Annotated in this window: 24 protein-coding genes and 3 pseudogenes; 11 read left to right on the top strand and 16 right to left on the bottom strand. The window is 39.6% G+C overall.

Translation table 11 applies throughout. The features are described from left to right. Positions 1-29: 29 nt before the first annotated feature. Both EJF25_RS11155 and EJF25_RS11150 read right to left on the bottom strand, forming a co-directional pair. Positions 30-1,418, bottom strand: coding sequence for an alanine/glycine:cation symporter family protein (locus tag EJF25_RS11155; protein WP_125041197.1), 1,389 nt, complete (start codon positions 1,416-1,418; stop codon positions 30-32). Between the two features lie 43 nt (positions 1,419-1,461). Next, on the bottom strand, positions 1,462-2,106 hold the full coding sequence (locus EJF25_RS11150; protein WP_125041196.1) for an AlbA family DNA-binding domain-containing protein: 645 nt from the start codon (positions 2,104-2,106) through the stop codon (positions 1,462-1,464). A 146-nt stretch (positions 2,107-2,252) separates the two neighbouring features. Between EJF25_RS11150 and EJF25_RS11145 the strand changes: the two genes are divergently transcribed. The 3 genes from EJF25_RS11145 (at position 2,253) to EJF25_RS11135 (ending at position 4,608) form a co-directional block, all read left to right on the top strand. Then, a complete protein-coding gene (locus tag EJF25_RS11145; protein WP_004301965.1) occupies positions 2,253-2,429 on the top strand; it encodes a BF3379 family histone-like protein in 177 nt (58 codons plus the stop codon). Between the two features lie 101 nt (positions 2,430-2,530). After that, positions 2,531-3,814 carry a putative DNA modification/repair radical SAM protein gene (locus EJF25_RS11140; RefSeq protein WP_125041195.1) on the top strand — a complete coding sequence of 428 codons (1,284 nt, stop codon included), beginning with the start codon at positions 2,531-2,533 and terminating at the stop codon, positions 3,812-3,814. Next, on the top strand, positions 3,811-4,608 hold the full coding sequence (locus tag EJF25_RS11135) for a TIGR03915 family putative DNA repair protein (protein ID WP_125041194.1): 798 nt from the start codon (positions 3,811-3,813) through the stop codon (positions 4,606-4,608). The genes EJF25_RS11140 and EJF25_RS11135 overlap by 4 nt, the downstream gene beginning before the upstream one ends. Before the next feature lie 17 nt (positions 4,609-4,625). On the opposite strand, the gene EJF25_RS11130 is transcribed toward EJF25_RS11135, so the two are convergent. Next, a complete protein-coding gene (locus EJF25_RS11130) occupies positions 4,626-5,294 on the bottom strand; it encodes an MgtC/SapB family protein (RefSeq protein WP_125041193.1) in 669 nt (222 codons plus the stop codon). A 164-nt stretch (positions 5,295-5,458) separates the two neighbouring features. On the opposite strand from EJF25_RS11130, the gene EJF25_RS11125 reads away from it, so the two are divergent. Continuing rightward, positions 5,459-5,833, top strand: a complete 375-nt coding sequence (locus tag EJF25_RS11125; protein ID WP_125041192.1) for a ribosomal maturation YjgA family protein — start codon at positions 5,459-5,461, stop codon at positions 5,831-5,833. Between the two features lie 7 nt (positions 5,834-5,840). Here the strand turns inward: EJF25_RS11125 and EJF25_RS11120 are convergent, their stop codons facing one another. The 3 genes from EJF25_RS11120 to EJF25_RS11110 are packed head-to-tail and all read right to left on the bottom strand — an operon-like array spanning position 5,841 to position 8,550. Continuing rightward, complete coding sequence (locus tag EJF25_RS11120; RefSeq protein WP_125041191.1) at positions 5,841-6,686, bottom strand: ion transporter; 846 nt, start codon at positions 6,684-6,686, stop codon at positions 5,841-5,843. A 10-nt stretch (positions 6,687-6,696) separates the two neighbouring features. Next, positions 6,697-7,677, bottom strand: coding sequence for a lytic transglycosylase domain-containing protein (locus tag EJF25_RS11115; protein ID WP_125041190.1), 981 nt, complete (start codon positions 7,675-7,677; stop codon positions 6,697-6,699). 30 nt (positions 7,678-7,707) lie between these two features. Then, complete coding sequence (locus EJF25_RS11110) at positions 7,708-8,550, bottom strand: DNA-formamidopyrimidine glycosylase family protein (protein WP_125041189.1); 843 nt, start codon at positions 8,548-8,550, stop codon at positions 7,708-7,710. 122 nt (positions 8,551-8,672) lie between these two features. Between EJF25_RS11110 and EJF25_RS11105 the strand changes: the two genes are divergently transcribed. Together EJF25_RS11105 and EJF25_RS11100 are read left to right on the top strand one after the other, a co-directional pair. Beyond that, positions 8,673-10,013, top strand: coding sequence for a TIGR01777 family oxidoreductase (locus EJF25_RS11105; RefSeq protein ID WP_125041188.1), 1,341 nt, complete (start codon positions 8,673-8,675; stop codon positions 10,011-10,013). 12 nt (positions 10,014-10,025) lie between these two features. After that, positions 10,026-10,295 carry a GNAT family N-acetyltransferase gene (locus tag EJF25_RS11100; protein WP_125041187.1) on the top strand — a complete coding sequence of 90 codons (270 nt, stop codon included), beginning with the start codon at positions 10,026-10,028 and terminating at the stop codon, positions 10,293-10,295. Between the two features lie 152 nt (positions 10,296-10,447). Here EJF25_RS11100 and EJF25_RS11095 read toward each other — a convergent pair whose 3' ends face one another. The 3 genes from EJF25_RS11095 to EJF25_RS11085 all read right to left on the bottom strand — a co-directional run bounded on the left by EJF25_RS11095 (position 10,448) and on the right by EJF25_RS11085 (position 11,893). After that, complete coding sequence (locus tag EJF25_RS11095) at positions 10,448-10,717, bottom strand: zinc ribbon domain-containing protein (RefSeq protein ID WP_125041186.1); 270 nt, start codon at positions 10,715-10,717, stop codon at positions 10,448-10,450. Between the two features lie 77 nt (positions 10,718-10,794). Further along, positions 10,795-11,526: an SDR family NAD(P)-dependent oxidoreductase gene (locus tag EJF25_RS11090; protein ID WP_125041185.1), complete on the bottom strand. Its 732-nt coding sequence runs from the start codon at positions 11,524-11,526 to the stop codon at positions 10,795-10,797. A 61-nt stretch (positions 11,527-11,587) separates the two neighbouring features. After that, on the bottom strand, positions 11,588-11,893 hold the full coding sequence (locus tag EJF25_RS11085; protein ID WP_125041184.1) for a nitrous oxide-stimulated promoter family protein: 306 nt from the start codon (positions 11,891-11,893) through the stop codon (positions 11,588-11,590). A 56-nt stretch (positions 11,894-11,949) separates the two neighbouring features. On the opposite strand from EJF25_RS11085, the gene EJF25_RS11080 reads away from it, so the two are divergent. Next, the gene (locus tag EJF25_RS11080) at positions 11,950-12,156 is read left to right on the top strand and encodes a hypothetical protein (protein WP_125041183.1); all 207 of its coding nucleotides are present in this window, start codon (positions 11,950-11,952) and stop codon (positions 12,154-12,156) included. A gap of 113 nt (positions 12,157-12,269) precedes the next feature. Further along, a complete protein-coding gene (locus EJF25_RS11075; RefSeq protein ID WP_125041182.1) occupies positions 12,270-13,667 on the top strand; it encodes an MATE family efflux transporter in 1,398 nt (465 codons plus the stop codon). A gap of 197 nt (positions 13,668-13,864) precedes the next feature. Here the strand turns inward: EJF25_RS11075 and EJF25_RS11070 are convergent, their stop codons facing one another. Further along, a complete protein-coding gene (locus tag EJF25_RS11070) occupies positions 13,865-14,854 on the bottom strand; it encodes a fimbrillin family protein (protein WP_125041181.1) in 990 nt (329 codons plus the stop codon). A 78-nt stretch (positions 14,855-14,932) separates the two neighbouring features. Beyond that, a complete protein-coding gene (locus EJF25_RS11065) occupies positions 14,933-16,573 on the bottom strand; it encodes an RluA family pseudouridine synthase (RefSeq protein WP_125041180.1) in 1,641 nt (546 codons plus the stop codon). 99 nt (positions 16,574-16,672) lie between these two features. On the opposite strand from EJF25_RS11065, the gene EJF25_RS11060 reads away from it, so the two are divergent. Together EJF25_RS11060 and EJF25_RS11055 are read left to right on the top strand one after the other, a co-directional pair. Further along, entirely contained in the window at positions 16,673-17,209 is a 537-nt protein-coding gene (locus tag EJF25_RS11060; RefSeq protein WP_125041179.1) for an SGNH/GDSL hydrolase family protein, read from the top strand. A 97-nt stretch (positions 17,210-17,306) separates the two neighbouring features. Continuing rightward, entirely contained in the window at positions 17,307-17,771 is a 465-nt protein-coding gene (locus EJF25_RS11055) for a MaoC family dehydratase (RefSeq protein WP_125041178.1), read from the top strand. Between the two features lie 170 nt (positions 17,772-17,941). Here the strand turns inward: EJF25_RS11055 and EJF25_RS25645 are convergent, their stop codons facing one another. Beyond that, on the bottom strand, positions 17,942-18,475 hold the full coding sequence (locus EJF25_RS25645; RefSeq protein WP_235016788.1) for a HEAT-like fold family protein: 534 nt from the start codon (positions 18,473-18,475) through the stop codon (positions 17,942-17,944). 51 nt (positions 18,476-18,526) lie between these two features. Beyond that, positions 18,527-18,892 (bottom strand): annotated as a pseudogene (locus EJF25_RS26145) (GNAT family N-acetyltransferase); the annotation flags it as partial. Positions 18,893-19,041: 149 nt separating this feature from the next. On the opposite strand from EJF25_RS26145, the gene EJF25_RS11045 reads away from it, so the two are divergent. Further along, positions 19,042-20,307, top strand: a complete 1,266-nt coding sequence (locus EJF25_RS11045) for a metal-dependent hydrolase family protein (RefSeq protein ID WP_125041176.1) — start codon at positions 19,042-19,044, stop codon at positions 20,305-20,307. Here the strand turns inward: EJF25_RS11045 and EJF25_RS11040 are convergent. The 3 genes and pseudogenes from EJF25_RS11040 to EJF25_RS11030 form a co-directional block, all read right to left on the bottom strand. Beyond that, a pseudogene (locus EJF25_RS11040) lies at positions 20,305-20,820 on the bottom strand (GNAT family N-acetyltransferase); the annotation flags it as partial. The gene EJF25_RS11045 and the pseudogene EJF25_RS11040 sit on opposite strands and share 3 nt — an antisense overlap. Before the next feature lie 47 nt (positions 20,821-20,867). Further along, positions 20,868-21,747: pseudogene (gene bla / locus EJF25_RS11035) on the bottom strand (class A beta-lactamase, subclass A2). A gap of 213 nt (positions 21,748-21,960) precedes the next feature. Beyond that, on the bottom strand, positions 21,961-23,049 hold the full coding sequence (locus EJF25_RS11030; RefSeq protein ID WP_125041175.1) for an acyltransferase: 1,089 nt from the start codon (positions 23,047-23,049) through the stop codon (positions 21,961-21,963). Positions 23,050-23,113 lie beyond the last annotated feature (64 nt).

Below are 23,113 nucleotides of genomic sequence, written 5' to 3'. Positions count from 1 at the left end.
GATGCAAAGGTAAGAAAAACAGTTGGGTTTCACCAACATTCGATGTCCTTTTCGATGTCCGGCATTCTTTCTTTTTTGAAAACTGGGCTTGAAATACCGGCTTTCTTCTGGGCACGATAGTCAGCGAGCAGACGAATTGCATATTTCCCGAGGAAAAGGATAGCGATCAGGTTACAGATTGCCATTAGTGCCATGGTAATATCGGCCAGACTCCAAACCATGTCTAGCGTGGCAAGTGCTCCGAAAAGTACCATGCCGCTGACTAATATCCGGTAAACATAAAGTACCCATTTTCTTTGGGTGATAAAACGAATATTGGCTTCTCCGTAATAATAATTCCCCAATATACTGCTAAATGCAAAAAAGAAAAGTGCTATGGCAACAAAGATACTCCCCGACGCACCTATTTCATTTGTTAATGCTTGTTGGGTTAGTTGCACACCATTGGCAGAACCATCCAGCGGAGCATCACTAAACAAGATAATGAATGCCGTACAGGTACAGATTAATAAGGTATCCGTAAACACAGCCAATGTCTGTATTAATCCTTGTTTAACCGGATGCGAGACGTGCGCAGTAGCCGCTGCATTCGGTGCAGAACCCATTCCGGCTTCATTACTGAATAGTCCACGTTTGATACCTTGCATCAATGCGATACCGACTCCTCCGCCCAAAGCCTGTTCCCAACCGAAAGCATCACCGATGATGAGTGAGATAACTCCTGGTAAATGGGTAATATTGAGCAAAACAATAATGAAAGCCAGTCCTATATATCCTAATGCCATAATTGGCACAATAATGCTACTGACACGCGCGATGCGATGAATACCTCCGAAGATAATAACCAATGTCAGCACAGTCAGAATGCTACCTAATATAATATGATCAAATCCGAAAGCGTGCTCTGCTGCAGCGCAAATGGTATTGCTTTGTACGGAGTTGAAAGCAAAACCGAAAGTGATGCTGATAAGTACGGCGAAGAGCATGCCCATCCAGGGTTGTTTCAATCCTTTTTTCATATAGTAGGCTGGTCCGCCGATGAAGGAGTCTTTTCCACGTATCTTGTATAACTGTGCTAAAGTGGATTCGATAAAAGCACTCGATGCACCGAGTAGGGCGATAACCCACATCCAGAATATGGATCCGGGACCTCCGATGGCAATTGCCGTAGCTACTCCTGCCAGATTACCTGTTCCTACACGACTGGCGATGGATATGGCGAATGCCTGAAAAGAAGATACATGTTTCTCACCCTGTTTACCTTTTCCGGCAGATTCACTCAGTAATATAATCATTTCGCGCAGCATACGGAATTGTACGAATCGAGTGCGTACACTGAACCAGATAGCACAACCAAGTAGCATGATTATTAGGATGTAAGTCCAGAGTAAGTCATTGATTTCGTTGATAAAGCCCATAATTAAGTATTAAGTATCCAATCTGGAATAGCGATGTGTTTTTTTATTTTTTTATACGGAAGTAGAATTTGTGGTTTTCGAACACAGGTTCTACGATGTCATAACGAACAAATTTAGCCAGCAGATGTTCGGCAGAACGGCGGGAAATGCCGGTTTGCCGACAATATCGGTTGAGAGAGAGTAAAGTGCCTTGTTCCAACTGGTCGAGTAGGAGTTGTTCACGTTCGGTATAGCGAATCAGTTCGCCACGTGGACTTTCACTTTGTTGCCAAACACGCAAGTGAACAGGTGTTGCTAAAATATTTTCATCTTTAATGCGAAGATAGGCGAGGGGTTTACCGTTTTCATCTTTGGCATAAACCGGTTTATGCAGACTTTCTTCAATAGTGACTACCAATACCTGGCGACCTTCCACAATATACGTTTGCATTTTATAATCCACTTCCGGCAAACAATAAAGTTGGGCAGCTGCTTCGATCATATATTTTTCTTCTTCCGAGCGTACACCGGCAATCCGTCCATTATCCTTTACACCGATCAATAATCTGCCACCATCCGTATTTGCAAAAGCCGATAGTGTTTTTGCTATCTTACGGGCATCTGATATTTCGAATTTAAAGTCCTGCTGTTGATGCTCTCCTTCAGCAATCAAAGTATGTATATAGTCGGTATCTGTAAGCGGTTTCATGGCTACAAAGGTAGGTAAAAATGCTGAAAAGCCCTTTTTTTAGGTATTTTTCGCAGATTAATTCAAAAAAAATATTGTTTTTATGCGTTTATTTCAGGAAACAGTGTATTTTTGCGACACATTATTAACGAAAAAATAAAAGGATTATGAAAGAATTGGTAGAAAAGGTAGCAGCTCTTTATGCTGACTTCTCAAAAGATGCAAACGCTCAGATTGAAAATGGTAACAAAGCAGCAGGAACTCGTGCTCGTAAGGCTTCTTTGGAAATTGAAAAAGCAATGAAAGAATTCCGTAAAGCATCTTTGGAAGCTTCTAAAAAATAAGATTAGGAGTCTACTCAGATATCAGAAAAAGAAAAGGGCATGTCGTTTTGGCGACGTGCCCTTTTTCCTTTATATTTGCGAGTCTAATTCTATAGTAAGTCGTGAACGAAAATGTCCTTGCCAAATTAAAGATACTAGCAGAATCTGCCAAGTATGATGTATCTTGTGCTTCCAGTGGTACGGTGCGCGCTAATAAACCGGGCACTTTAGGTAACACAGTGGGCGGCTGGGGTATTTGTCATAGTTTTGCTGAAGACGGACGATGTATCTCCTTACTCAAGATCATGCTTACCAATTATTGCATCTATGATTGTGCCTATTGCATCAATCGCCGGAGTAACGATCTTCCGCGGGCAACTTTTGCAGTCTCGGAGTTGGTAGAACTTACAATCGAATTTTATCGCCGCAACTATATCGAAGGATTATTTCTTAGTTCCGGAGTCGTCCGTAATCCGGATTATACAATGGAGCGCCTCGTACGAGTAGCCAAAGATCTCCGTCTAGTCTATCGTTTTAATGGATACATTCATCTTAAAAGTATTCCGGGTGCCAGTCGCGAACTGGTCAATGAAGCCGGATTGTATGCCGATCGTCTGAGTGTCAATGTAGAAATCCCCAAAGAGGAAAACCTGAAACTCCTAGCTCCGGAGAAAGATCATAAAAGTGTTTTCGCTCCGATGAAGTATATACAACAAGGAGTACTTGAAAGCAAAGAAGAACGTCAAAGGTTTCGTCATGCACCGCGTTTTGCACCGGCCGGACAGAGTACTCAGGTAATTGTGGGGGCCACTTCTGAGTCGGATAAAGATATTCTTTTCCTTTCATCGGCACTCTATCAAGGACCTACCATGAAACGTGTTTATTATTCCGGATATGTCTCTGTGAATACCTACGATAAGCGTCTTCCTGCTCTCAAACAACCACCTTTGGTACGTGAAAACCGTTTGTATCAGGCAGACTGGCTGATGCGTTTTTATCAGTTTAAAGTGGATGAAATAGTAGATGACGCTTATCCGGATCTTGATTTGGAGATTGATCCGAAATTATCGTGGGCTTTGCGCCATCCGGAGCGTTTCCCGGTAGATATCAATAAGGCTGATTATGAATTGATTCTTCGTGTACCTGGTATTGGAGTGAAATCGGCTAAATTGATTGTTGCTTCCCGTCGCTTCTCCCGTTTAGGCTATTACGAATTAAAGAAGATAGGTGTAGTGATGAAAAAAGCACAATATTTCATCACTTGTAAAGAGTTACCTATGCAGACGGTGCATGAATTGACTCCGCAACGGGTACGTAGTCTTTTAATCCCGAAACCTAAAAAGAAGATTGACGAACGTCAATTAACATTAGATTTTGGTATTACTCCAATACTAGATACTCCATGATCGTTTTTGTCTACGATAAAACCTTCGACGGTCTGCTGACTGCTGTCTTCGATGCCTATTTCCGTAAGACCTTTCCCGATGTATTATTGTCGGAAGGTGATCCATTGCCTTTATTTTATAATGATCTGCATATGGTCATTACAGATGAAAAGAAAGCTACCCGCGTATGGAAAGGTTTGCAGAAAAAAGTATCTTCTTCAGCTTTAGGATGTCTGACACAAAGCTGGTTGTCGGAACTTCCGGAAGTGGGAATGTTGCTTTTTCGCTATATCCGTAAAGCTATTGATACCCCCCGCTCTATAGAAACTAATTTTGCGGACCCTGATGTACTTCAACTTGCCCATATCTGGAAAAAGGTAGATGGCGAACGAGTGCATTTATTACAATTTGTTCGTTTCCAGAAAGCTGCTGACGGGACGTTTTTTGCAGCATTTGAACCACAGTTTAATGCGTTACCACTTACAATCCAGCACTTCAAAGATCGTTTTGCAGATCAGAAATGGATTATTTATGATATGAAACGACGTTATGGCTTTTATTATGATCTGCAAGAAGTTACCGAAGTATCTTTCAATGATGATAGTCGTGAAGCACATCTTATTACCGGTATGCTGGATGAAAGCTTGATGGATAAGGATGAAAAACTCTTTCAGCAACTCTGGAAGACATATTTTAAAGCTATATGTATTAAAGAACGGCTTAATCCACGAAAACATAAACAGGATATGCCTGTCCGCTATTGGAAATATCTGACGGAGAAACAGAATTTTTCTTCTCCTTCTTCCCAAAAGTAGAAATCTCGTTCCAGTGTCTACTCAATTCGCTGTACCGTTACATCCGGAAACTCCTGTATGAGTGAGAGAAGATGACCTTCGTCATTATTACGCTTTGATTTGATCACCATTGTGACCTGATAACATTCCGATTCACCGGAATGTTGAGTTTCCATTTCATAGGAAACGATTAGATAATCTTTAGAGTTAAATTTGTCTGCTATTCTTTTCAATGTGTTCTTATTGTCGGTAGAGAAAGTAATCATTGAACTTTTCATACCGACACTTTTGAATATATAACTCAGAAGTTCCAGTCCGATCAGTGTCAATATCATTGCTGCGATACCGATAGTATACATTCCTGCACCGACAGCTAAGCCGATACCGGCTGTTGCCCATATACCGGCGGCGGTAGTCAGTCCGCGGACAATTTGTTTTTGGAAGATGATGGTCCCCGCACCGATAAAGCCGATACCACTGACCACTTGTGCTGCTACACGACTAGGATCAAGCGTAACACTACTCTCTTTGATAATTTCCTGAAATCCGTATTGTGAAACGATCATAATCAGGGCACTACCCAATGAAACTAGAAAATGAGTCCGGTAACCGGCTTCTTTGGCACGATATTCCCGGTCTAATCCGATGATGGCACCTAATATTCCTGCCACCAATAATCTCAATACAAAATCGAAGTTCAACATCATAGGCATAATCTCCTTTCTACTTTTATAGGATGATTAGATCACTAAAGATACAATTCTTTTCCCTTTTGAGCTCATTTATTTAGGAATAATTGAACATGACAACTGTATTTTATCGTATATTCGCAAACCAAAAGCTATTTATTTCCCAGAAAGTTGAAGAGATTATGAAGAAAAGGATATTTTACATTATTAGTTTTATTGTACTATTTTGTGTTGAAGTATTGATTGCTTTATATGTACACGATAGTTTTGTACGTCCCTATCTGGGGGATGTGTTAGTCGTGCTGCTGGTTTATAGTTTTGTACGGATCTTCCTGCCGACGGGAATTCCCCGAATGCCTTTCTATGTTTTCCTATTTGCATGTTTTGTGGAGATCTTACAATATTTCCAGTTGGTAGAGACATTAGGAATCACTAATCGGCCGGCAAGAATTATTCTGGGTTCAACGTTTGATTGGAAAGATATTGGTTGTTATGCAGTGGGATGTCTCTTTATCTTAATATTCGAACATTTCTGTAAACGTCCGAAACTTTCCTAAGGTACACTTATTCTTCCAGATTGTGCCCGCAATATTTGCAGAATTTTGCATTATCTTCATGTCCCGAACGATGGCAGCTGGGACATTCTTTTTCCATTCTTCGTTTATATTCTTTCATCATGGTAACGGATACGATTCCGGTAGGTACGGCAATAATCGTATAACCGATTAACATAACTATAGCCGAGAGAAACTTTCCAAATCCGGTGACCGGAGTAATATCCCCATAACCAACGGTGGTCATAGTGACGATCGCCCAATAAATACTATTCGGTATGTTATTGAATTCCGAATTAGGTTGTGTACCTTCTATCATGTACATCAGAGTTCCGATTGATATTACTAAGATAACGACGAAAAGAAAGAATACTGCAATCTTCTTACTACTTTCCCGAAGAGAGGCAAGTAAAAGTTCTCCTTCATTTAGAAATTTAAAAAGTTTGAAAATGCGAAATATTCGTATCAGACGGAATGCGCGGATAATTAATAAGTAGCGTGCTCCCGGGAAAAGCAGACCCATATAAAGTGGGAGAGTTGCCAATAAATCGACAATACCGAAGAAACTGAAAATATATTTTCTAGGTTGAGGCGAACAGTAAATTCTTGTTATGTATTCGAAAGTGAAGAAAGCGGTGAAGATATATTCCATGATGACAAACGGAGTTGCCAAATAAGTAGGAAGTCCTTTCAAACTTTCGATGATCACTAATAATACACTAAGCAGGATGAACCAGATAAGAATCACATCAAACAGCTTTCCGGCAGGGGTGTCCGATTCGAAAATGATAACATATAATTTATGTTTCAGTTTCTGATCATGCAAAAAATGATGGATTCTTTCTTTCAGTTTCATTATTACGTTTTTAATCAATTACCCAATTCTTGTTATAGGCTTCAGTTTTTTTCGGGTCATAATTCATACCTTCTTGTGTAGGTATTTTAAGAACGTATTTTTTTCCACTTTTGTTTTTTAAAGAATGTTCCCGTAACCAGGGATTCGCATCTCTCAGTTGGGCATAAGTGATCCCTTGTTGTTTGGCATAGTCGTCCAGATTATCAATTTGCGTGGTAACTTCTATTTCTTTATAAGGGATAGGGGGATACAGATGTTCCTTTTTTAACAGAAAACCGTAACGTTGCGGATTACTAAGAACTTCCTTAATAGCAAGCAGGCGGAACATATAACGGGAAGTTTCTTCTACTAACCAAAGATCCATGGCATGGCTTGCAAGTTGTTGGTCGAGCTGGGAAGATATACGTCCCTGTCCTGCGTTGTAAGAAGCGGATACAGCCATCCAGTCTCCGTACTTGGCGTATGCTTGTTTGAAGTATTTACATGCAGCTGCTGTTGCTTTTTCTATATGATAACGTTCGTCTACATTATCGTTTACTTCTAAACCAAATTCTCTTGCAGTGGCAGGCATAAACTGCCATAATCCGGCTGCACCAGCCGGAGAACGGGCGATCTCATTCAGATTACTTTCAATAACCATCAGGTATTTGAAGTCGTCGGGGATACCGTTTTCTTTTAGCAAAGGTTCGATAATTGGAAAATACCGGTTGGCTCGCTTAACCAATAACATTGTTGTTGAGTGCATGTAAGTAAATGACATCATTTCACGATCCATCCGCTCCCGACGGTCATAACGGCGTAGATCAATAGTCTCACCATCAAAAGAGACTTCATCGGGAACAGTCGGAGGAGTGACACAATAAGGAACTTCCGACTTGGCGGAATGTTGTTCACTGACCATACTACTGCCAATCAGCGTGGGAAGCATGGTGCCGATACCAAACACTAGAATAAGAGAGAGAATATAATTAATTCGATACTGTTTCTTCATTTCGTTGTTAAAAGTTTAATTCTAAATTTATTAATCAGAGAGTGTCTGACATCCCCGGCAATAATAGATGCTGCCTCCGAGATAATTTTCTTTTATAATCGTTTCTCCACAGCGGGGACACATTTTGCCAGCCGTATCTTTGGATAAACATGCTACATACTTGCCATTTTCTCCGAACAAGTCTGTTTCTGTACTACGCCCACCTTGCTGATAGATGTCGTTCATTGTCTCCTTCACTTGATAAAACAAATTTTCCTTCTGTTTGTCGGTCAGTTCACCGATTTTTTTCTTTGGGTGAATGCGTGCATGATATAAAATATCCTGTAATACTCCATTTCCGAGTCCCGGAATAGTCTGTTCCGTTGCTAAAAAAGCCTTGGCGGATTTTTTCTGTGCGCTATCTTGGCAGATGAGGTTAAGGAAATATTCTTTGTTAAATGCTTCTGACATTACTTGTGGCTTGTTGCAGGCTGTCAGGTAATATTCAAAAAGAGGAACATTACATTTTCCTTTCAGGAAACACATCAAACCGCCATACATACGTACGGAAGCTATGAGACAACTTTCATCCTCAAATCCTATCAGGAGTTGATGTTTGGCAGGCAACTTTGCCCCCGGAGCATAATAACGCAAATTTACTCCATCCGTAAAGACAAGCATTCGGTCCTCTATGGATATTTCCACCATTCCTCCTTGCGACCGGGCATGGCTAATGACCTTTCCTGTCAGCCATTCTGCATATTCTTCGGGACTTCCGGAGAACCAGGCAAATTTATGAGGCGTAAATTGGGCGAACACATTGGTGATCCGTTTTCCTTTAACAGTATTGTCTAGTTGTTCGCACAGATGACGTGCTTCGGGTGCTTCGATCATATTTTTCTTTTTTATATTTCGAAAATGTTCTCTTGCAAAGATAACCTCATTTTACTTTTTTCAAAGAACTTTTCTTGCTTTTTATACGTTTTCTAGTATAGTTAAAAAAACAATGGATCAATATGAATATAGCAATTACCGGAGCCACCGGATATATAGGCAAACATCTTTCCAAGTTTCTGACTGAAACGGAGGGGCATCGGATAATTCCGCTCGGGAGATCGATGTTTCGTGAGGATATGTCCGGTCGTCTGATTCAGACATTGACCCACTGTGATGTTGTTATCAATTTGGCTGGTGCTCCTATCAACCGACGTTGGACTCCCGAATATAAGAAAGAATTGTATGATAGTCGTATTAATACAACTCATCATATTATTCGCCTTTTGGGGACCATCAAAACGAAGCCGAAACTGTTTATTTCCGCTTCTGCTACAGGATATTATCCTTCAAAGGAAGGAGAAGAACCGGGTGCTGATACAACTGTGTTCGATGAATATAGTAAAGTTCGGGGAGAAGGATTTTTGTCAGATTTATGTTATGCTTGGGAGAAAGAAGCCCGTCGATGTCCGGCATCAACGAGAACGGTGATTACTCGCTTCGGTATTGTACTTTCTCCTGACGGAGGAGCTATGCAGCAAATGCTGAAATCTCTGAAGATGATGAAAGTAGCTACTGTGATAGGTCCCGGTACGCAACCTTTCTCATGGATCAGTATTCGTGATTTGTGTCGTGCAATAGCTTTCATCATTAATAACGAATCATTGCAGGGAACTTTTAATTTAGTTGCTCCCCAACAAATTACCCAATTGGCTTTTACGAATGCAATGGCGAAAGCATATCATTCCTGGATGACAGTTACAGTTCCCCGTACAGTTTTTCGTTTGCTTTATGGTGCGGCCGCTTCATTTTTGACCACAGGACAATATGTTCATCCTACACGCTTACTTGATGCCGGTTTCACTTTCTCAGTGCCGACAGTGGAAAAATTATTGGAAGGAACAGATCATCATACTGTCAATAATTTGGATCTTTCCCACTATATGGGACATTGGTATGAAATAGCCCGTTTTGATAATCGTTTCGAGCGGGGACTTATTGATGTAACGGCTACTTATACATTACGTCCTAACGGAACGATTCGAGTGGAAAACCGCGGATGTAAAAAGAAAGCTCCGTATAATGTTTGCAAAACAGCTACCGGACGTGCTATTATCCCCGATCTGGCTCAACCTGGGAAATTGAAGGTTTCGTTTTTTCCCGGAGTTTATTCCGATTATTATATTCTGGAATTGGATGAGGAGAATTATAATTATGCTCTTATTGGAAGTAGTACTGATAAATATCTTTGGATATTGAGCCGTACTCCACAACTTCCGGAAGAAGTGAAGAAGAAACTGGTTACCGCTGCTGAACGTCGCGGTTATGATACAACACGTTTGAAGTGGATTGAACAACTCTAAAACTATAGTAACATGGATTACAAAATTATTCATCAACCGGAACAGAAATTGTTTAAAACGGAAGTAGACGGTCGTACTGCTTTTGTTGAATATCGTTTGTTAGGCGATAGCCTTGATATTATTCATACAATTGTCCCTCCACCCATTGAAGGGCGTGGAATTGCTGCCGCATTGGTAAAAGCTACCTATGAATTTGCTTTGCAAACTGGATTGAAACCTAAAGCAACCTGCTCTTATGCAGTGAAATGGTTGGAACGTCATCCGGAGTTCTTATCACTTTAATGAAATACTCCAATTCGGTAATGACAAGCAAATCTCATAGTCATTCAGAGTTGAGATCATTTTAAGAAAAGTAAAACAGTAATGATGAGTATTAATATCTGTCCTTCTAATCCGGTATCACTCTAGAAAAATGGAACAAATCTTACAGGATTTTATGATTGCCACCTTTTGAGTAGCGGAAAGAATTCCTTCATACTTGCGCGTGCCTCATCCAAGGTAAATTTTACTTCTGAATCCTTATTAAACTCATTGAGGAATTTTAGATTGTGTTCAATCATTTCGTCCATTGTGCAATCCATAGTAAAATGTCCGTCTGCATAGCAATAATGGCAATACTCATCATTATTGCTACCATCTGCTTCTTTTCCAAAAGTAGAGTCATCTATTGGCATACCACAACTTTGGCAAATTTTCTGTTCCATTTTATTTCTTTTTATATTGTTCGGGAACAAATATAGGTAGTTTTATTAGAAAAGGAACTATCTAACCTTGTTAATTATCAATTCGTTCTTATCGGCATTCGTTTCCATATCCATCGGGGAATCATTTGCCAGAAGAATACGAGAATCCGATAACGTGTGTCTATAATCGCTACCCGTTGTTTTCTTTTAATAGCCTTAACAATACTATATCCTACTTTATCCGCCTTCATCAGCATTGGATAATGTTTTCCGTCGTTCAATAAAGCTGTCGCAACGAATCCCGGACGGATATCAGTGAAATGAATATTTAATTTTTGCAGGTGAGCCAATTGTTCGAGTGCATCGATATAGGTGTTTTGAAAACGTTTGGTTGCAGAATAGGCGGGAGCCACTCCCAGTCCTTTTGTTCCTGCTATAGAACTGATAACAGCCAGATGACCGCCACCTTTTTCTTTGAAATAAGTAAAAGCACTGTCTACCATCCGGATAAATCCTTCCACATTGGTGCGTGCTGTGTCCAACTCTATCTTGCTATCTAAATTTATATTTTGATAACCTATGCCGGAACTAAGCAGGAATAAGTCTATACCTCCTAACTTATTGATAAGTATTTGCAATTTATCAGTTGCTTCTTCTTGGGTAATGTCTAATTCTTCGATTTCTATCTGATCTGGTGCTATCTGCTGAAAGATTTCGAGTGCAGATTGACGTCTGCCAGCTACTCCCAGTTTCCAACCTTCCAATAAAAGTATTTTTGCTACTTCTTGTCCGATACCTGAAGTGGCTCCTATGATAATTGCTCGTTTCATGTTGATAAATATTAAGTTGATGATTACTCTTTTATTCGGGATCCTGGAAGAACCGTTGATTTTATCTTAATAAATGGCGGATGGCTTCCAAAGGAGCATATATAAGCATTCTCGGACCGGAGAAACGCATTACTTGTCGCATTCGTTCACGCATAATAGGTTTGTAGCAATGGACAGTACACTGTTTACATGAACTTTTAGTTTCTCCAAAAGGACAACGATCAAGACGGGCGTGTGCATATCGGAGCAATTCTTCACACTCCGGGCAAAGCGTGACATTCTTCTCCTTTTTCCGACAGTAGAGGCGTATCATTATCTCAACCGTCCTTTTTTCTTGTTCAATGCGCGATTTCTTTCTTTTCTCCATAACTGAATATGGGGCAAAGATAATAAACTGACAGAAAACTATTGTATCTTTGCAGCATGAAAAAGCTATTGTGTCCGCAGTGTAAGATTGCTGCTATGTATGTGAAGAATGATTTGGGAGAAAGATTACTGGTTTATGTAATGGAGAATGGAGAGGTTGTTACGAAACAGCAAGGGACTTCTATGGAAGGTTTCGATTTGACAGAGGTCTATTGTTTAGGTTGCTCCTGGCATGGTTCTCCTAAAAGATTGGTAAAGAGCTAATAGATCTATGCTCCGTTCTTTTTTTGATTTAAGTCAATGAAAGAGGCGAAGAAAACTAAATTTTATTCGTTGGATTCTCCGTATCTTTGCGCCTGATTTTAGAACATAGACGTATGGCAACTTCTAAAGAAATGACGGCAGGGCCGGCATTACCTCTAATTTTAAAGTTTACACTGCCGTTATTACTCGGCAATCTATTGCAACAAACATATTCACTTGTGGATGCTGCAATAGTTGGAAAGTTTCTGGGAATAAACTCATTAGCTTCTGTTGGAGCAAGTACATCGGTTGTCTTTCTTATTCTGGGCTTTTGTAATGGTTGTTGCGGCGGATTTGGGATTCCCGTATCACAGAAGTTTGGTGCACGAGATTACAGTACAATGCGCAGTTATGTTGCCGTCAGTCTGAAACTGGCTGTCGGGATGTCTTTGGTCATTGCTGTTATTACCAGTATCTATTGTGCCGATATACTTCGTATAATGCGTACACCGGAAATTATTTTTGACGGAGCTTACGATTATCTGCTTGTAACCTTTATCGGCATTCCGGCAACTTTCTTCTATAATCTTCTTTCGAGTATTATTCGTGCATTAGGGGATAGTAAAACGCCTTTCTGGTTTCTGCTCTTATCCACCGTATTAAATATCGTTCTCGATTTATTCTGCATTCTGGTACTTAATTGGGGAGTGGCGGGGGCTGCCATTGCCACTGTCTTCTCGCAGGGACTTTCGGCGGTTCTATGCTATATTTATATGCGCAGGAAGTTTGAAATATTACAGAGTTCTCCAAAAGAACGGCGATTCCAACCGAAATTGGCTAAGACATTGCTTTATATAGGTGTACCTATGGGATTGCAGTTTTCCATTACTGCAATTGGCAGTATAATGCTTCAGAGTGCTAACAATGCGTTGGGGACGGCTTGTGTAGCGGCATTTACATCAGCTATGCGTATCAAAATGTTCTTTATCTGTACATTTGAGAGTTTGGGTATTGCCATGGCAACTTACAGCGGACAGAATTACGGAGCCGGTAAACCGGAACGTGTTTGGTTAGGAATTAAGGCCAGTATACTGATGATGCTAATTTATACAGCCTTGACTTTTGTACTGTTGATGGTAGGATCTAAGTATTTTGCTTTGATATTTGTAGATCCTTCGGAGACGGAAATTTTGAAAAATACGGAACTCTTCCTTCATATTGCTTGCTGTTTCTTCCCTGCACTCGGATTACTTTGTATTCTCCGTTATACCATTCAAGGAGTAGGATATACGAATCTTGCTATGTTTTCCGGTGTTTCGGAAATGATTGCTCGTATATTAGTCAGTATTTATGCAGTGCCGGCTTTCGGTTTTATAGCTGTTTGTTTTGGTGATCCGACCGCATGGATCGCAGCGGATTTATTTTTAATTCCTGCATTTGTTTATGTTTATCGTAGGTTAAAGAAAAGTTGTCTCACACCTATATCTTCTTCCAAAGAAAAAGAGCTGGAATATTCTGCTCAATCTAGTTAATAACCGATATAAGGATTGACTTAAAAGAAAGAGCTTTGACGAATTGTCCTTTATATAGACAATGAAATGTCCTCCTAAAGTTTTGCGTTTTACTTTAGGAGGACATTTCACTGTTTGCAGAAGGTGTAAAATTAGATTGTCAATCTTTGGGTCAATTTCGTGTAATAAAGATCTTTCAAACTTCTTGCTTCCTCGATTTAATTCTGTATTGGATAAATGGGATTACCACTTTCGTCCACATCGGTCCATTCTTTTACGCTAACATTAGCAAATGAAACAGAATTTTCATTGATGATCGCTCTGAATAAATAAGAATTCCCTCCTTTCAGGTTATTATCGGGTGGGGTGACGGAAGCGATATAAGTACGTACGGTGTTTTCTCCGTTCACCAATAGTTCCAAAGTTAAAGTCATAGGGTCGGAACTTTTCAGAGGAAGCATAATATACTGTATGGTAAAGTTATTGATTCCCATTGCTGCTGCTTGAGCATAAGCTGTTTCGGAGGAAATAATTCCAGTTGATAGATCCATAATAGCTCCGGGTTTTGTAGGAGTGATAGTGGCCGAGATTATTTTATTGAGCGTAATATTTTCGCCTCCGTCTATCGTAATAACCACTTGTGTGGCTGCATGTTGAAAAGAAATCGGGATATTTATTTGAGAGCTTGTTACATCCTGATGTAAGGCACTCCACCAGAGGTAATCCACTCCGTTGGATAAGGGTTCGGATATTCCTTTTGTAAAGACAGGAGCAGGATTTTTAGTGTTACAGGATACAGCATAGAAACTGTAGATATTGTTGCTCAAATACATTTTATATCCTTGAATTCCTGACAATACTCCGGGAGAAGAAGTAATATAATCTCCCTCTTCGACAGGAGCACCGTTGATTGTATCTCTGGTATTGGATTTGTATGCAGACAACCAGCTCTGTAGACCTTTACCCATGGGAGACATAGCTCGTGTCATGTTTCTGCCTTCCACAGAAGCACTGAATGTTACCAACGTTTTATCTTTGGTCGGATCTCCGTTGTCATTATTATTATCACTGCCGTTACCTCCGTTATTTTCACTTCCATCCGGGACGGTAACGTCAATGTAGATATTGTTTTTGGAACATGATCCTAATAGTAGTATCACTAAGGCTGATACGGCAAAATGCTTTGTAAGTCGAAACTGGATGTTCATAGTTAGGTTCTTTTTGAAAATTAATAATTGTCTTTATATACATTTCAAAAAGAATTTAGTTCATTACAAAGAACGTTTTTAGAATTCCGCCTCTTTTTGCAGGCAGATTGTTTCGCCATAAACAGGATGGCAGAACTCAATATATTCGGCATGCAAGTAAAGTCTGTTGGCTTTCATTCCGTAAAGTTCATCTCCTACGATAGGACACCCCAGACCTTGCGGATGGGCGGCATGTATGCGTAACTGGTGTGTGCGTCCGGTTTGTGGATAAAAGAGGATACGGATATATTCTCCGGAACTTTCCAATACCTGATAATCGGTGATTGCAGTTTTACCATATTCTTCGCTGACCATTTGCCGGGGGCGGTCTAATGGATTCAGGCAAAGAGGAAGTTCGATCCTTCCATTTTTCTTTATTGGTTTTTCAAGTTTGCTTTCATCGAGTAGAGCAATATATCGTTTCTTGATTGTATGATTTTCAAATTGTGCTTGTAAATGTTGATGCACTTCTTTGGTTTTAGCAATGAGTAATAATCCGGAAGTTGCCATATCCAGGCGATGGACAATCATTGGTCCGGTTGCATTTGGATATTTCTCTCGCACACGTTGATAAACAGAGTCTGCTGTTTCAATTTTACCTGGTACAGATAGCATTCCGGAGGGCTTATTGACTACCAGCAGCCATTCATCTTCAAAAACAATTTCTAAATCCATGTGTGGACATATGTCAGTGGTAAGAGGATTTTCATCCATTTCCAATCCTTGTAGCATATGTTTCAAGATGGGCTCACATTTGCCTTTACAGGAAGGATAATAATAACCATGATGCCGTACTTCCGTTTTAGGTGAGTTTCCCCACCAAAATTCAGCCATTGCTAAAGGTTTCAATTGGTGTAGATAAGCATATTGTAATAATTTAGGTAATGCGCATTCACCAGCTCCTCCGGGAGGAATCTTATGTACCGTTTCTTTAAAAATAGTACATAGGTCTTTTACTTCCCCTTTCGCATTCAGCATTCGGAACTGCTCGAAAAGTTTCTGTTGTAAGGTAGCGGAACGTTCTTTCCTTTCCATCTTTAAATCTTCTATGGCTGTCTCGAATGCTACAACTTCTGCCTTTCGTTCCTCTAATAACTTTTTCCATTCCCGTTCCAATCTCTTGAAATTGGCTTTCTGAAACTGGCTTTCTTTGATAAGAGCTGTTTGTTCTTCTTCAGAAAGAGAAGCTACGGATCGACGTCGAAGCTCCCTTGCTTCTTTGTTTGCTTTTAGTTCGGCTTTGGCTTTGGTTAATGCAACGGTTGCTTGTTCAATTTCTGTTTTTAGTCTTTGTTTTAAAGTCAGATAGGTGGGGGCAGTTTCCAATTCTTTTATTCGTGAATTGATAGTAGAGATCTGTGCTTCTTCTATCTTGAAAAAACCTTGTGGTTGTAATAGATCGTAGACAGGAGGGACAAAAAAAGGATGTAGATTCTTTCCCGCCAGGTTGCCGGAGAAAGCTGCCAGATAACTTATCACTTCTTCATTGTCCTGCACAATTAGAACACCGAACATTTTACCCAACGATAATTCTTCTTGCCATTCCACTTGTGTCTCAATAAATGCTTTTACCTCTTCTGTGGCTAATACGCATAATGGATGAGGCGTATAATGAAAAGGATATGTGAATTTCTCCGGTAACGGAATGTGAGAAATCGATTGGCTGAAAAAATGTTTCATCAGTTCGTATATAGCTATCTTTACGGATACAAAAGTAAACTAAATCTGCGAAATTTGTTCTATATTTGTTTTAGAGTTTAAAAGGTATCGAAGAATTGTATGGAGAATAAACCAAAATTTGCTTTTGTGGGCAACAGTCATATGGCATTCTGGGCTTTGAATGTCTATTTTCCGCAGTGGGAGTGTTTCAATTATGGTGCTCCCGGTGGAGGATTGTTCTATGTGGAATCATTTGATAAAGATACTTCTGATTGTCAGGTCGTTATTCAATTTGGTACAAATGATATTTATCAGTTGAATGAGGAAAATATGGATGATTATGTGGAACGATATGTGAAAGCTGTACTTGCTATTCCTTCCTTGAAAACATTCCTGTTCTGTATTTTTCCTCGTAATGATTATGATGATTATAGTACGGCAGTGAATCGTTTTATACGTATTCTTAATCAGAAAATACAACTTAAACTGGCAGGAACAGACATTGTTTATCTGGATGTATTCGATCAGTTATTGTCGGATGGACGATTGAATCCGGAAATGACTATTGATGATTTACATTTGAATGGAAGAGGATACAGTATATTATCAGATACTCTGAAACAAGCTGTTCGCGAATCCAACGAGTCATCTTTGTAAAAAATAGCTTTTGTTCTTTATTGAGAGCCATATCATTTATTTTTCCTATTTTTGCAGTCAATAATTGATGTATAATCTGCATAAAACAATAAAAACTATGGCTCAAGTAATTATCAACTCGTATGAAGAATTTGAAAAATTGGTTGGACAACAAATCGGTGTTTCCGATTATGTAGAACTTTCTCAGGAACGTATTAATCTTTTTGCTGATGCAACTCTGGATCATCAATGGATTCATGTGGATACAGAGCGTGCTAAAGTAGAAAGTCCTTATAAAAGCACCATCGCTCATGGTTATTTAACTTTGTCTATGCTTCCTTATTTGTGGAACCAGATCATTCAGGTGAATAATTTGAAAATGATGATCAATTACGGTATGGACAAAATGAAATTTGGTCAGGCTGTGTTGTCAGGTCAGAGCGTGCGTTTGGTAACTACGTTGCATTCATTGACAAACTTGCGTGGTGTGGCAAAAGCAGAGATCAAGTTTGCTATTGAAATAAAAGACCAACCTAAGAAAGCATTGGAGGGAATAGCTGTATTCTTGTATTATTTCAATTGATAAGTAGGTCTTTACCTTTAATTGATCATACTTTTCTCTTACGGATTAAATAGATGATGCGATTCTGATATTTCAAAATCGCATCATTTGCGTAGTCCATAACTGATATAATGTTATTAAGCAAACCACTAGTCAATATGCCTTTGCCTCATATTCTTCATTTATCCCATTTATTCTTTTTGTTTTTTCTTTTTCGATAGATTCCGTATCACCGATTTCACAGCTGCTGATCCTTGTTCTTCTTTAGCCATTTCTATCATCATCCAAAATTCTTGCAATAATTCCGGAATCGGTTGGCAAAGCTTGTAAGCCAGTTTGATACAAAGACTTTGTATACCTGGTGGTTCTTGTTTAGAAAACATGTGGTTCAGGCAGAAGTCCAGAAAATCTACTCTAGTGATATCTTTAAAAGACTGTTTTTCCAATAATTGCAAAAGAATCCGTCTTTTTCCGGAATGGGGACAATGGAGAACTTCATCGATAAGCTCTTCCTGTTTGTTTTCCAACCATTTTCTTTCCGAAGGAGGAAAATGACTACATGTCCAAAGAGCCTGATAGGAGGTATAATTGTCTTTGTCAAAGATCAGTTGGTAAAGCTCTTCTTTACGTGAACTGTTGTATTTTATTTGATATATGAGAGAGTGAATATCCTCGATATGGAAACGTTTGGATAACTGATTGACGAAAGGGGCTGTTATTTCCATGTGTAAAATGGGAAAAGGTTTGCCGGAAGGGTCCGTTGCATCACGTCCTATTACATCAAATCCTCTTTTCAAATAAAATTGCAACGCTTTTTCATTCTGTTCATTTACATCGACCTTAGTTTTCTGTTTTTTATTTACGGCAAAGTCAATCAATTGTTTGCCATATCCTTTTCCTTGTGCATCAGGATGAACAAACAGCATTTCAATTAATTCATCGCTTAATCCCATGAAAGCAACGATTCGGTTATCTTCACGACGTATGATGTACAAATCTACAGCCGGCAGATATTGTTCCCGTACCAATGGTTTATAATACTGAATGTTCTCTTCCGTCAAGAAATGATGCGTACTACGGACTGAAGCTTCCCATAACAGAGTCAGCTCATTATAATCTTGCGGAGTGGGTTGGGAAATCATGTGATTGTATCAAGTCTTTATTATTTATTCATGCAAAGATAGTTTTTTTATGGAGATATTCGATGTCAGAATCTGTCAATCATCCTTAAAGGTACGAACAAAATGCGGATAGATAGGTTTTAATTGCCTGAAATCAAATTAAAGTAGTTATGAATCAGTCTGTATTAATTAATGGAGTATTAATCTTCGACGGAATCAATGAGAAGGTTATCAAAGGGAATGTTTTAGTGGAAGAAGGACATATTCAGAAGATCTCTGAGTTACCGATATCTGCTGAAGGGGCAATGGTGATAGATGGAAAAGGTAAGTTTCTCATGCCGGGATTGATTGACGCTCATTGGCACTCGTATATGTCATGCAATACTATGATGGATTTACTGACAGCGGATGATGCTTATACTCAGTTTAAAGCGGGGCATGAAGCCGGAAAGACATTGTTACGGGGATTTACTACCATTCGAGATGCAGGCGGGCCGGTTTTCGGATTGAAGCGTGCGATTGACGAAGGGATATTGTCCGGACCTAGGATTTATCCGAGTGGCTCCATCATCTCACAGACCGGTGGGCATGGTGACTTTCGGGCAGTTTATGAAGAACCTCGTCCGTTTGATTGTTGTGGACTGACACATACCGAAGAAATCGGAGCTGCGATCATTGCGGATGGGGTAGATGCTGTCACTGTGGCTGCCCGTAACAATCTTCGTTTGGGAGCCAGTCAGATAAAGTTGATGACGGGTGGGGGAGTTGCTTCACTTTATGATCGTTTGGAAGATACTCAATATTTTGAAGAAGAGATTAATGCAGCGGTAAAAGCTGCGGAAGATGTCGGTACTTACGTGATGGTTCATGTATATGTGCCGAGAGCAATTTCCCGTGCCATTCATGCGGGAGTGAAAAGTATTGAACATGGTCATTTGATTGATGAACCAACGATGGCACTGATTGCAGAAAAAAACGTGTGGTTAAGTATGCAGCCATTTACTTTGGAAGATAATCAATATCCGACAAAAGAACAACAAGCTAAGCATGAGATGGTGGTTCATGGTACGGATAGTACTTATCAGTTGGCAAAGAAATACAAGGTAAATCTGGCATGGGGAACCGATTTATTGTTTAATCCGGCTAATACAGTTAATGAGAATAAAGGAATTGGCAAATTACAAAAGTGGTTCAGCAACTTTGAAATATTAAAAATGGTTACTCATGATAATGCCGAGTTACTTGCGCTCTCCGGTTCACGAAATCCCTATCCGGGTAAGTTGGGAGTAATTGAAGAAGGGGCTTTGGCTGATCTGATTCTGGTAGAGGGTAACGCTTTGGAAGACGTCACCCTTTTGGAAAATCCGGAAAAGAATATACTTTTGATTATGAAAGGCGGACAGATTTATAAGCATACCCTCTCATCGAGCGAGTAAATAGTAACACAGATGGTCATATACCTGTCCGTCATGACTCAGTTCTGCTTTATGAAGTATTCCTTCATAAATGAACTCGTTCTTTTTAAGAACATTTTGTGAACGTTCATTGTGTGGATAACAATTGGCAGATATGAGTTGGAGTTTTAGTTCTTCAAAGCCATATTGAAGTACTGCTTGCGTGGCCTCAGTTGCATATCCATGTCCCCAGTGCGATTCGTCAATCCAATAACCCAACATGCGGGTTTGTGGATTTTCTCGTTTCGGATCGGGGACAATCCCGATGGAACCGATCAATTGTTGTGTGTCTTTCAGCGTGATTGCCCAAATATTTTCTTGTCCGATGAAAACAGTTTGAAGAATAGTAAAAGACTCTTCAAAAGTTTCATGCGGCTTCCATCCTGCATTGTTTCCTAAATTGGGATTCTGGCAAGAGATAAAAAACTGCTCTGCATCACTTTCGAAGAAAGGGCGTAGCAACAAACGTTCTGTATGGAGAGTGGGTGATACTATCATTTCTGTTTTCATATCTCTGAACTTCTGTTTTTTAGGTTATTATTTTACTTTACGTATTCATAAACAATACGTGAAACTTCTGCAATAATTTTACTATTTGTTTGACTATTCTCCTCCGAATCTTTCACGAAAACCGCAATACTGTAAGATCGTCCGTTAGGTAATGTCACAAATCCGATGTCATTGCAGCCTATTTGTTGTCCTTTGGCATTACGGTCTCCTGTTCCTGTCTTATGTCCTATCGTTATCCCTTTATTCGCTAAAGGTGAAACCAGGCGATCTTGTCCTGTCTGGCATTCTACTAAAGTCTGATAAATAAATTCCTTATATTTATTGGCAAACAATTCTTTCTTACGGAATATCTCTAATAACTCAGCAGCAGCAAGGGGAGTACTCCAATTTTGATAACACAGATCTAAATCCTGATGCATATCGTTTTCTGTAGCAACGATGGCACAATCTCGGATTCCCAACGAGTGAATATAATCATTAACAGCTTTGGGCCCTTTTCCCTGATAGTGGAAAAGAATATCACAAGCATTGTTATCACTCTGTTGTAGTGTATATCTTAATAAGTCGGCAATACTCAATTCCTCCCTGTGGATATTTATCACGTAATGGGCTATAGGTATTCGGTTTCAGATCTGATTTCGTGATAGGTATCTGAGTCTCTAATGATAACCCTTTTTTATTCATGTAATCAGCCAATGCCAATGCTTGATGGAACTTGAATACACTCATCAACGGGTAATGTGCCTGGTTGTTAATCGTTATAGTGTCTTTTCCGTCAATAATAACAGCAATTCCTGTTTCCGCCTTTTTCCCTTCAATGGCTTGCTTAAGTTGAGTTTCAAGATTGAAATTTTGTGCATGAAGAGATGGAATTATAACTGATAGGATAAGGATAAATACCGAAGTTTGCATTTGGGTTTAGGTATAAAGGGTGAATGATCATTTATATTGGCACAAATATAGAGATTTCTCAAAGAACAAACGAATTCGGATAAGAAAAAACAACGGACTAAAGTAATGAATTGTATCTACTTTCCATCAAATGGGGCTATATAAAAAAACTGTGTCAAGCAATGCAAAACGCAGATTGCTTGACACAGCTATGATATTTGTTAATTTAGATAATTATCCTATTATCCATTTGCTGCCTGGTATGAATGAGATAATTTTTGCAGTTACGTAACAGCTAATGAATGTACTCACTGCAATACATGGAATGGCAGCAACAGTTGGTAATGCCAGTGTGCCTTTGAATACTGTTACCCAAAATCCGAGCCAGAATATGTGCATAAGGTACATACCATAGCTGAGTTTTGATAATTCTGTTATGATTCGTGGAGACTTCGAAGCGTTTATACATGTGAACATAAGGAATGTTCCTGCAGTGAGAAGTACACAATTGATTGTGCAGAAAGCCCATCCAATTTCTATTATAGGCGTGGAATGAGTTATTCCAGGTATAGCCTGAACATAGAATGAGTAGATGGTCCATGCAGCACCGACAACCATTAAAATGGCTCCTATAGTGAGACGTTTGGAACGGTTCCATGTAAGGTGTACATGTATGTAATGTGCCAGTACAAGGTATCCCAAGTAACCAGAGAAGTACCACAACATGTGATATTCATTCCAAAAACATTGTCCCCACAATTCACCGCACCAACGGTTGAGATACGGCATACATGTTGATAACAGGAATAACCCTATGAAGAAACGCTCTTCTTTTGCCGTAGCTTTTTTTAGCCATGGTGATATAATAGGTATGAACAGATAAATGCTGATCAACGGATACATGAACCAAAAATGTCCGGCTTGTGACGGGAAGTTCAGTAATAATCGTGATAAATCCTGTATTGATGTTGCTCCATCTATTTGTCCCCATAATAATGGTAGGGTACTGTATAATATCATGAATATGAAAAACGGTGGCAGAATACGGAGGCAGCGTTTACCATAGAATTGCCATGTAGTCTGTCCCTCCTTCATGGGAGCAAGAAGAAAGGCGGAAACAATTATAAACAATGGTACTGACATGCGGGAAAAACCGTCATACAAAGATACCCACAACCGATCTGCCTCACTGGCTAAAAAAGATTGCGGACCTGCCATGTCTGTGGAGCCGGGAGCACCGTAAAAGTTTTCACTAGCGTGGACAAGCATGACGAGAAAGCATGCAAATACGCGTACATAATCCAAAAAAACAATGCGTTTCATTTTAGTTTGAGTATTCTTGTTAGTAATAGTAAGATGATTTCAGTTTTGTCTTTTTATACGAAGC

It is taken from the genome of Bacteroides faecalis, from assembly GCF_003865075.1.
Taxonomy (GTDB): domain Bacteria; phylum Bacteroidota; class Bacteroidia; order Bacteroidales; family Bacteroidaceae; genus Bacteroides; species Bacteroides faecalis.
Note: the sequence above shows the minus strand (reverse complement) of the source record. Positions and strands in the feature narration are given on the sequence as shown.

Excerpts from the sequence above, each read along its gene's own strand:
- EJF25_RS11155 (WP_125041197.1), bottom strand. The coding sequence starts at position 1,418 with ATGGGCTTTATCAACGAAATCAATGACTTACTCTGGACTTACATCCTA.
- EJF25_RS11150 (WP_125041196.1), bottom strand. The coding sequence starts at position 2,106 with ATGAAACCGCTTACAGATACCGACTATATACATACTTTGATTGCTGAA.
- EJF25_RS11145 (WP_004301965.1), top strand. The coding sequence starts at position 2,253 with ATGAAAGAATTGGTAGAAAAGGTAGCAGCTCTTTATGCTGACTTCTCA.
- EJF25_RS11135 (WP_125041194.1), top strand. The coding sequence starts at position 3,811 with ATGATCGTTTTTGTCTACGATAAAACCTTCGACGGTCTGCTGACTGCT.
- EJF25_RS11130 (WP_125041193.1), bottom strand. The coding sequence starts at position 5,294 with ATGATGTTGAACTTCGATTTTGTATTGAGATTATTGGTGGCAGGAATA.
- EJF25_RS11125 (WP_125041192.1), top strand. The coding sequence starts at position 5,459 with ATGAAGAAAAGGATATTTTACATTATTAGTTTTATTGTACTATTTTGT.
- EJF25_RS11120 (WP_125041191.1), bottom strand. The coding sequence starts at position 6,686 with ATGAAACTGAAAGAAAGAATCCATCATTTTTTGCATGATCAGAAACTG.
- EJF25_RS11115 (WP_125041190.1), bottom strand. The coding sequence starts at position 7,677 with ATGAAGAAACAGTATCGAATTAATTATATTCTCTCTCTTATTCTAGTG.
- EJF25_RS11110 (WP_125041189.1), bottom strand. The coding sequence starts at position 8,550 with ATGATCGAAGCACCCGAAGCACGTCATCTGTGCGAACAACTAGACAAT.
- EJF25_RS11105 (WP_125041188.1), top strand. The coding sequence starts at position 8,673 with ATGAATATAGCAATTACCGGAGCCACCGGATATATAGGCAAACATCTT.
- EJF25_RS11100 (WP_125041187.1), top strand. The coding sequence starts at position 10,026 with ATGGATTACAAAATTATTCATCAACCGGAACAGAAATTGTTTAAAACG.
- EJF25_RS11095 (WP_125041186.1), bottom strand. The coding sequence starts at position 10,717 with ATGGAACAGAAAATTTGCCAAAGTTGTGGTATGCCAATAGATGACTCT.
- EJF25_RS11090 (WP_125041185.1), bottom strand. The coding sequence starts at position 11,526 with ATGAAACGAGCAATTATCATAGGAGCCACTTCAGGTATCGGACAAGAA.
- EJF25_RS11085 (WP_125041184.1), bottom strand. The coding sequence starts at position 11,893 with ATGGAGAAAAGAAAGAAATCGCGCATTGAACAAGAAAAAAGGACGGTT.
- EJF25_RS11080 (WP_125041183.1), top strand. The coding sequence starts at position 11,950 with ATGAAAAAGCTATTGTGTCCGCAGTGTAAGATTGCTGCTATGTATGTG.
- EJF25_RS11075 (WP_125041182.1), top strand. The coding sequence starts at position 12,270 with ATGGCAACTTCTAAAGAAATGACGGCAGGGCCGGCATTACCTCTAATT.
- EJF25_RS11070 (WP_125041181.1), bottom strand. The coding sequence starts at position 14,854 with ATGAACATCCAGTTTCGACTTACAAAGCATTTTGCCGTATCAGCCTTA.
- EJF25_RS11065 (WP_125041180.1), bottom strand. The coding sequence starts at position 16,573 with ATGAAACATTTTTTCAGCCAATCGATTTCTCACATTCCGTTACCGGAG.
- EJF25_RS11060 (WP_125041179.1), top strand. The coding sequence starts at position 16,673 with ATGGAGAATAAACCAAAATTTGCTTTTGTGGGCAACAGTCATATGGCA.
- EJF25_RS11055 (WP_125041178.1), top strand. The coding sequence starts at position 17,307 with ATGGCTCAAGTAATTATCAACTCGTATGAAGAATTTGAAAAATTGGTT.
- EJF25_RS25645 (WP_235016788.1), bottom strand. The coding sequence starts at position 18,475 with ATGGAAATAACAGCCCCTTTCGTCAATCAGTTATCCAAACGTTTCCAT.
- EJF25_RS11045 (WP_125041176.1), top strand. The coding sequence starts at position 19,042 with ATGAATCAGTCTGTATTAATTAATGGAGTATTAATCTTCGACGGAATC.
- EJF25_RS11030 (WP_125041175.1), bottom strand. The coding sequence starts at position 23,049 with ATGAAACGCATTGTTTTTTTGGATTATGTACGCGTATTTGCATGCTTT.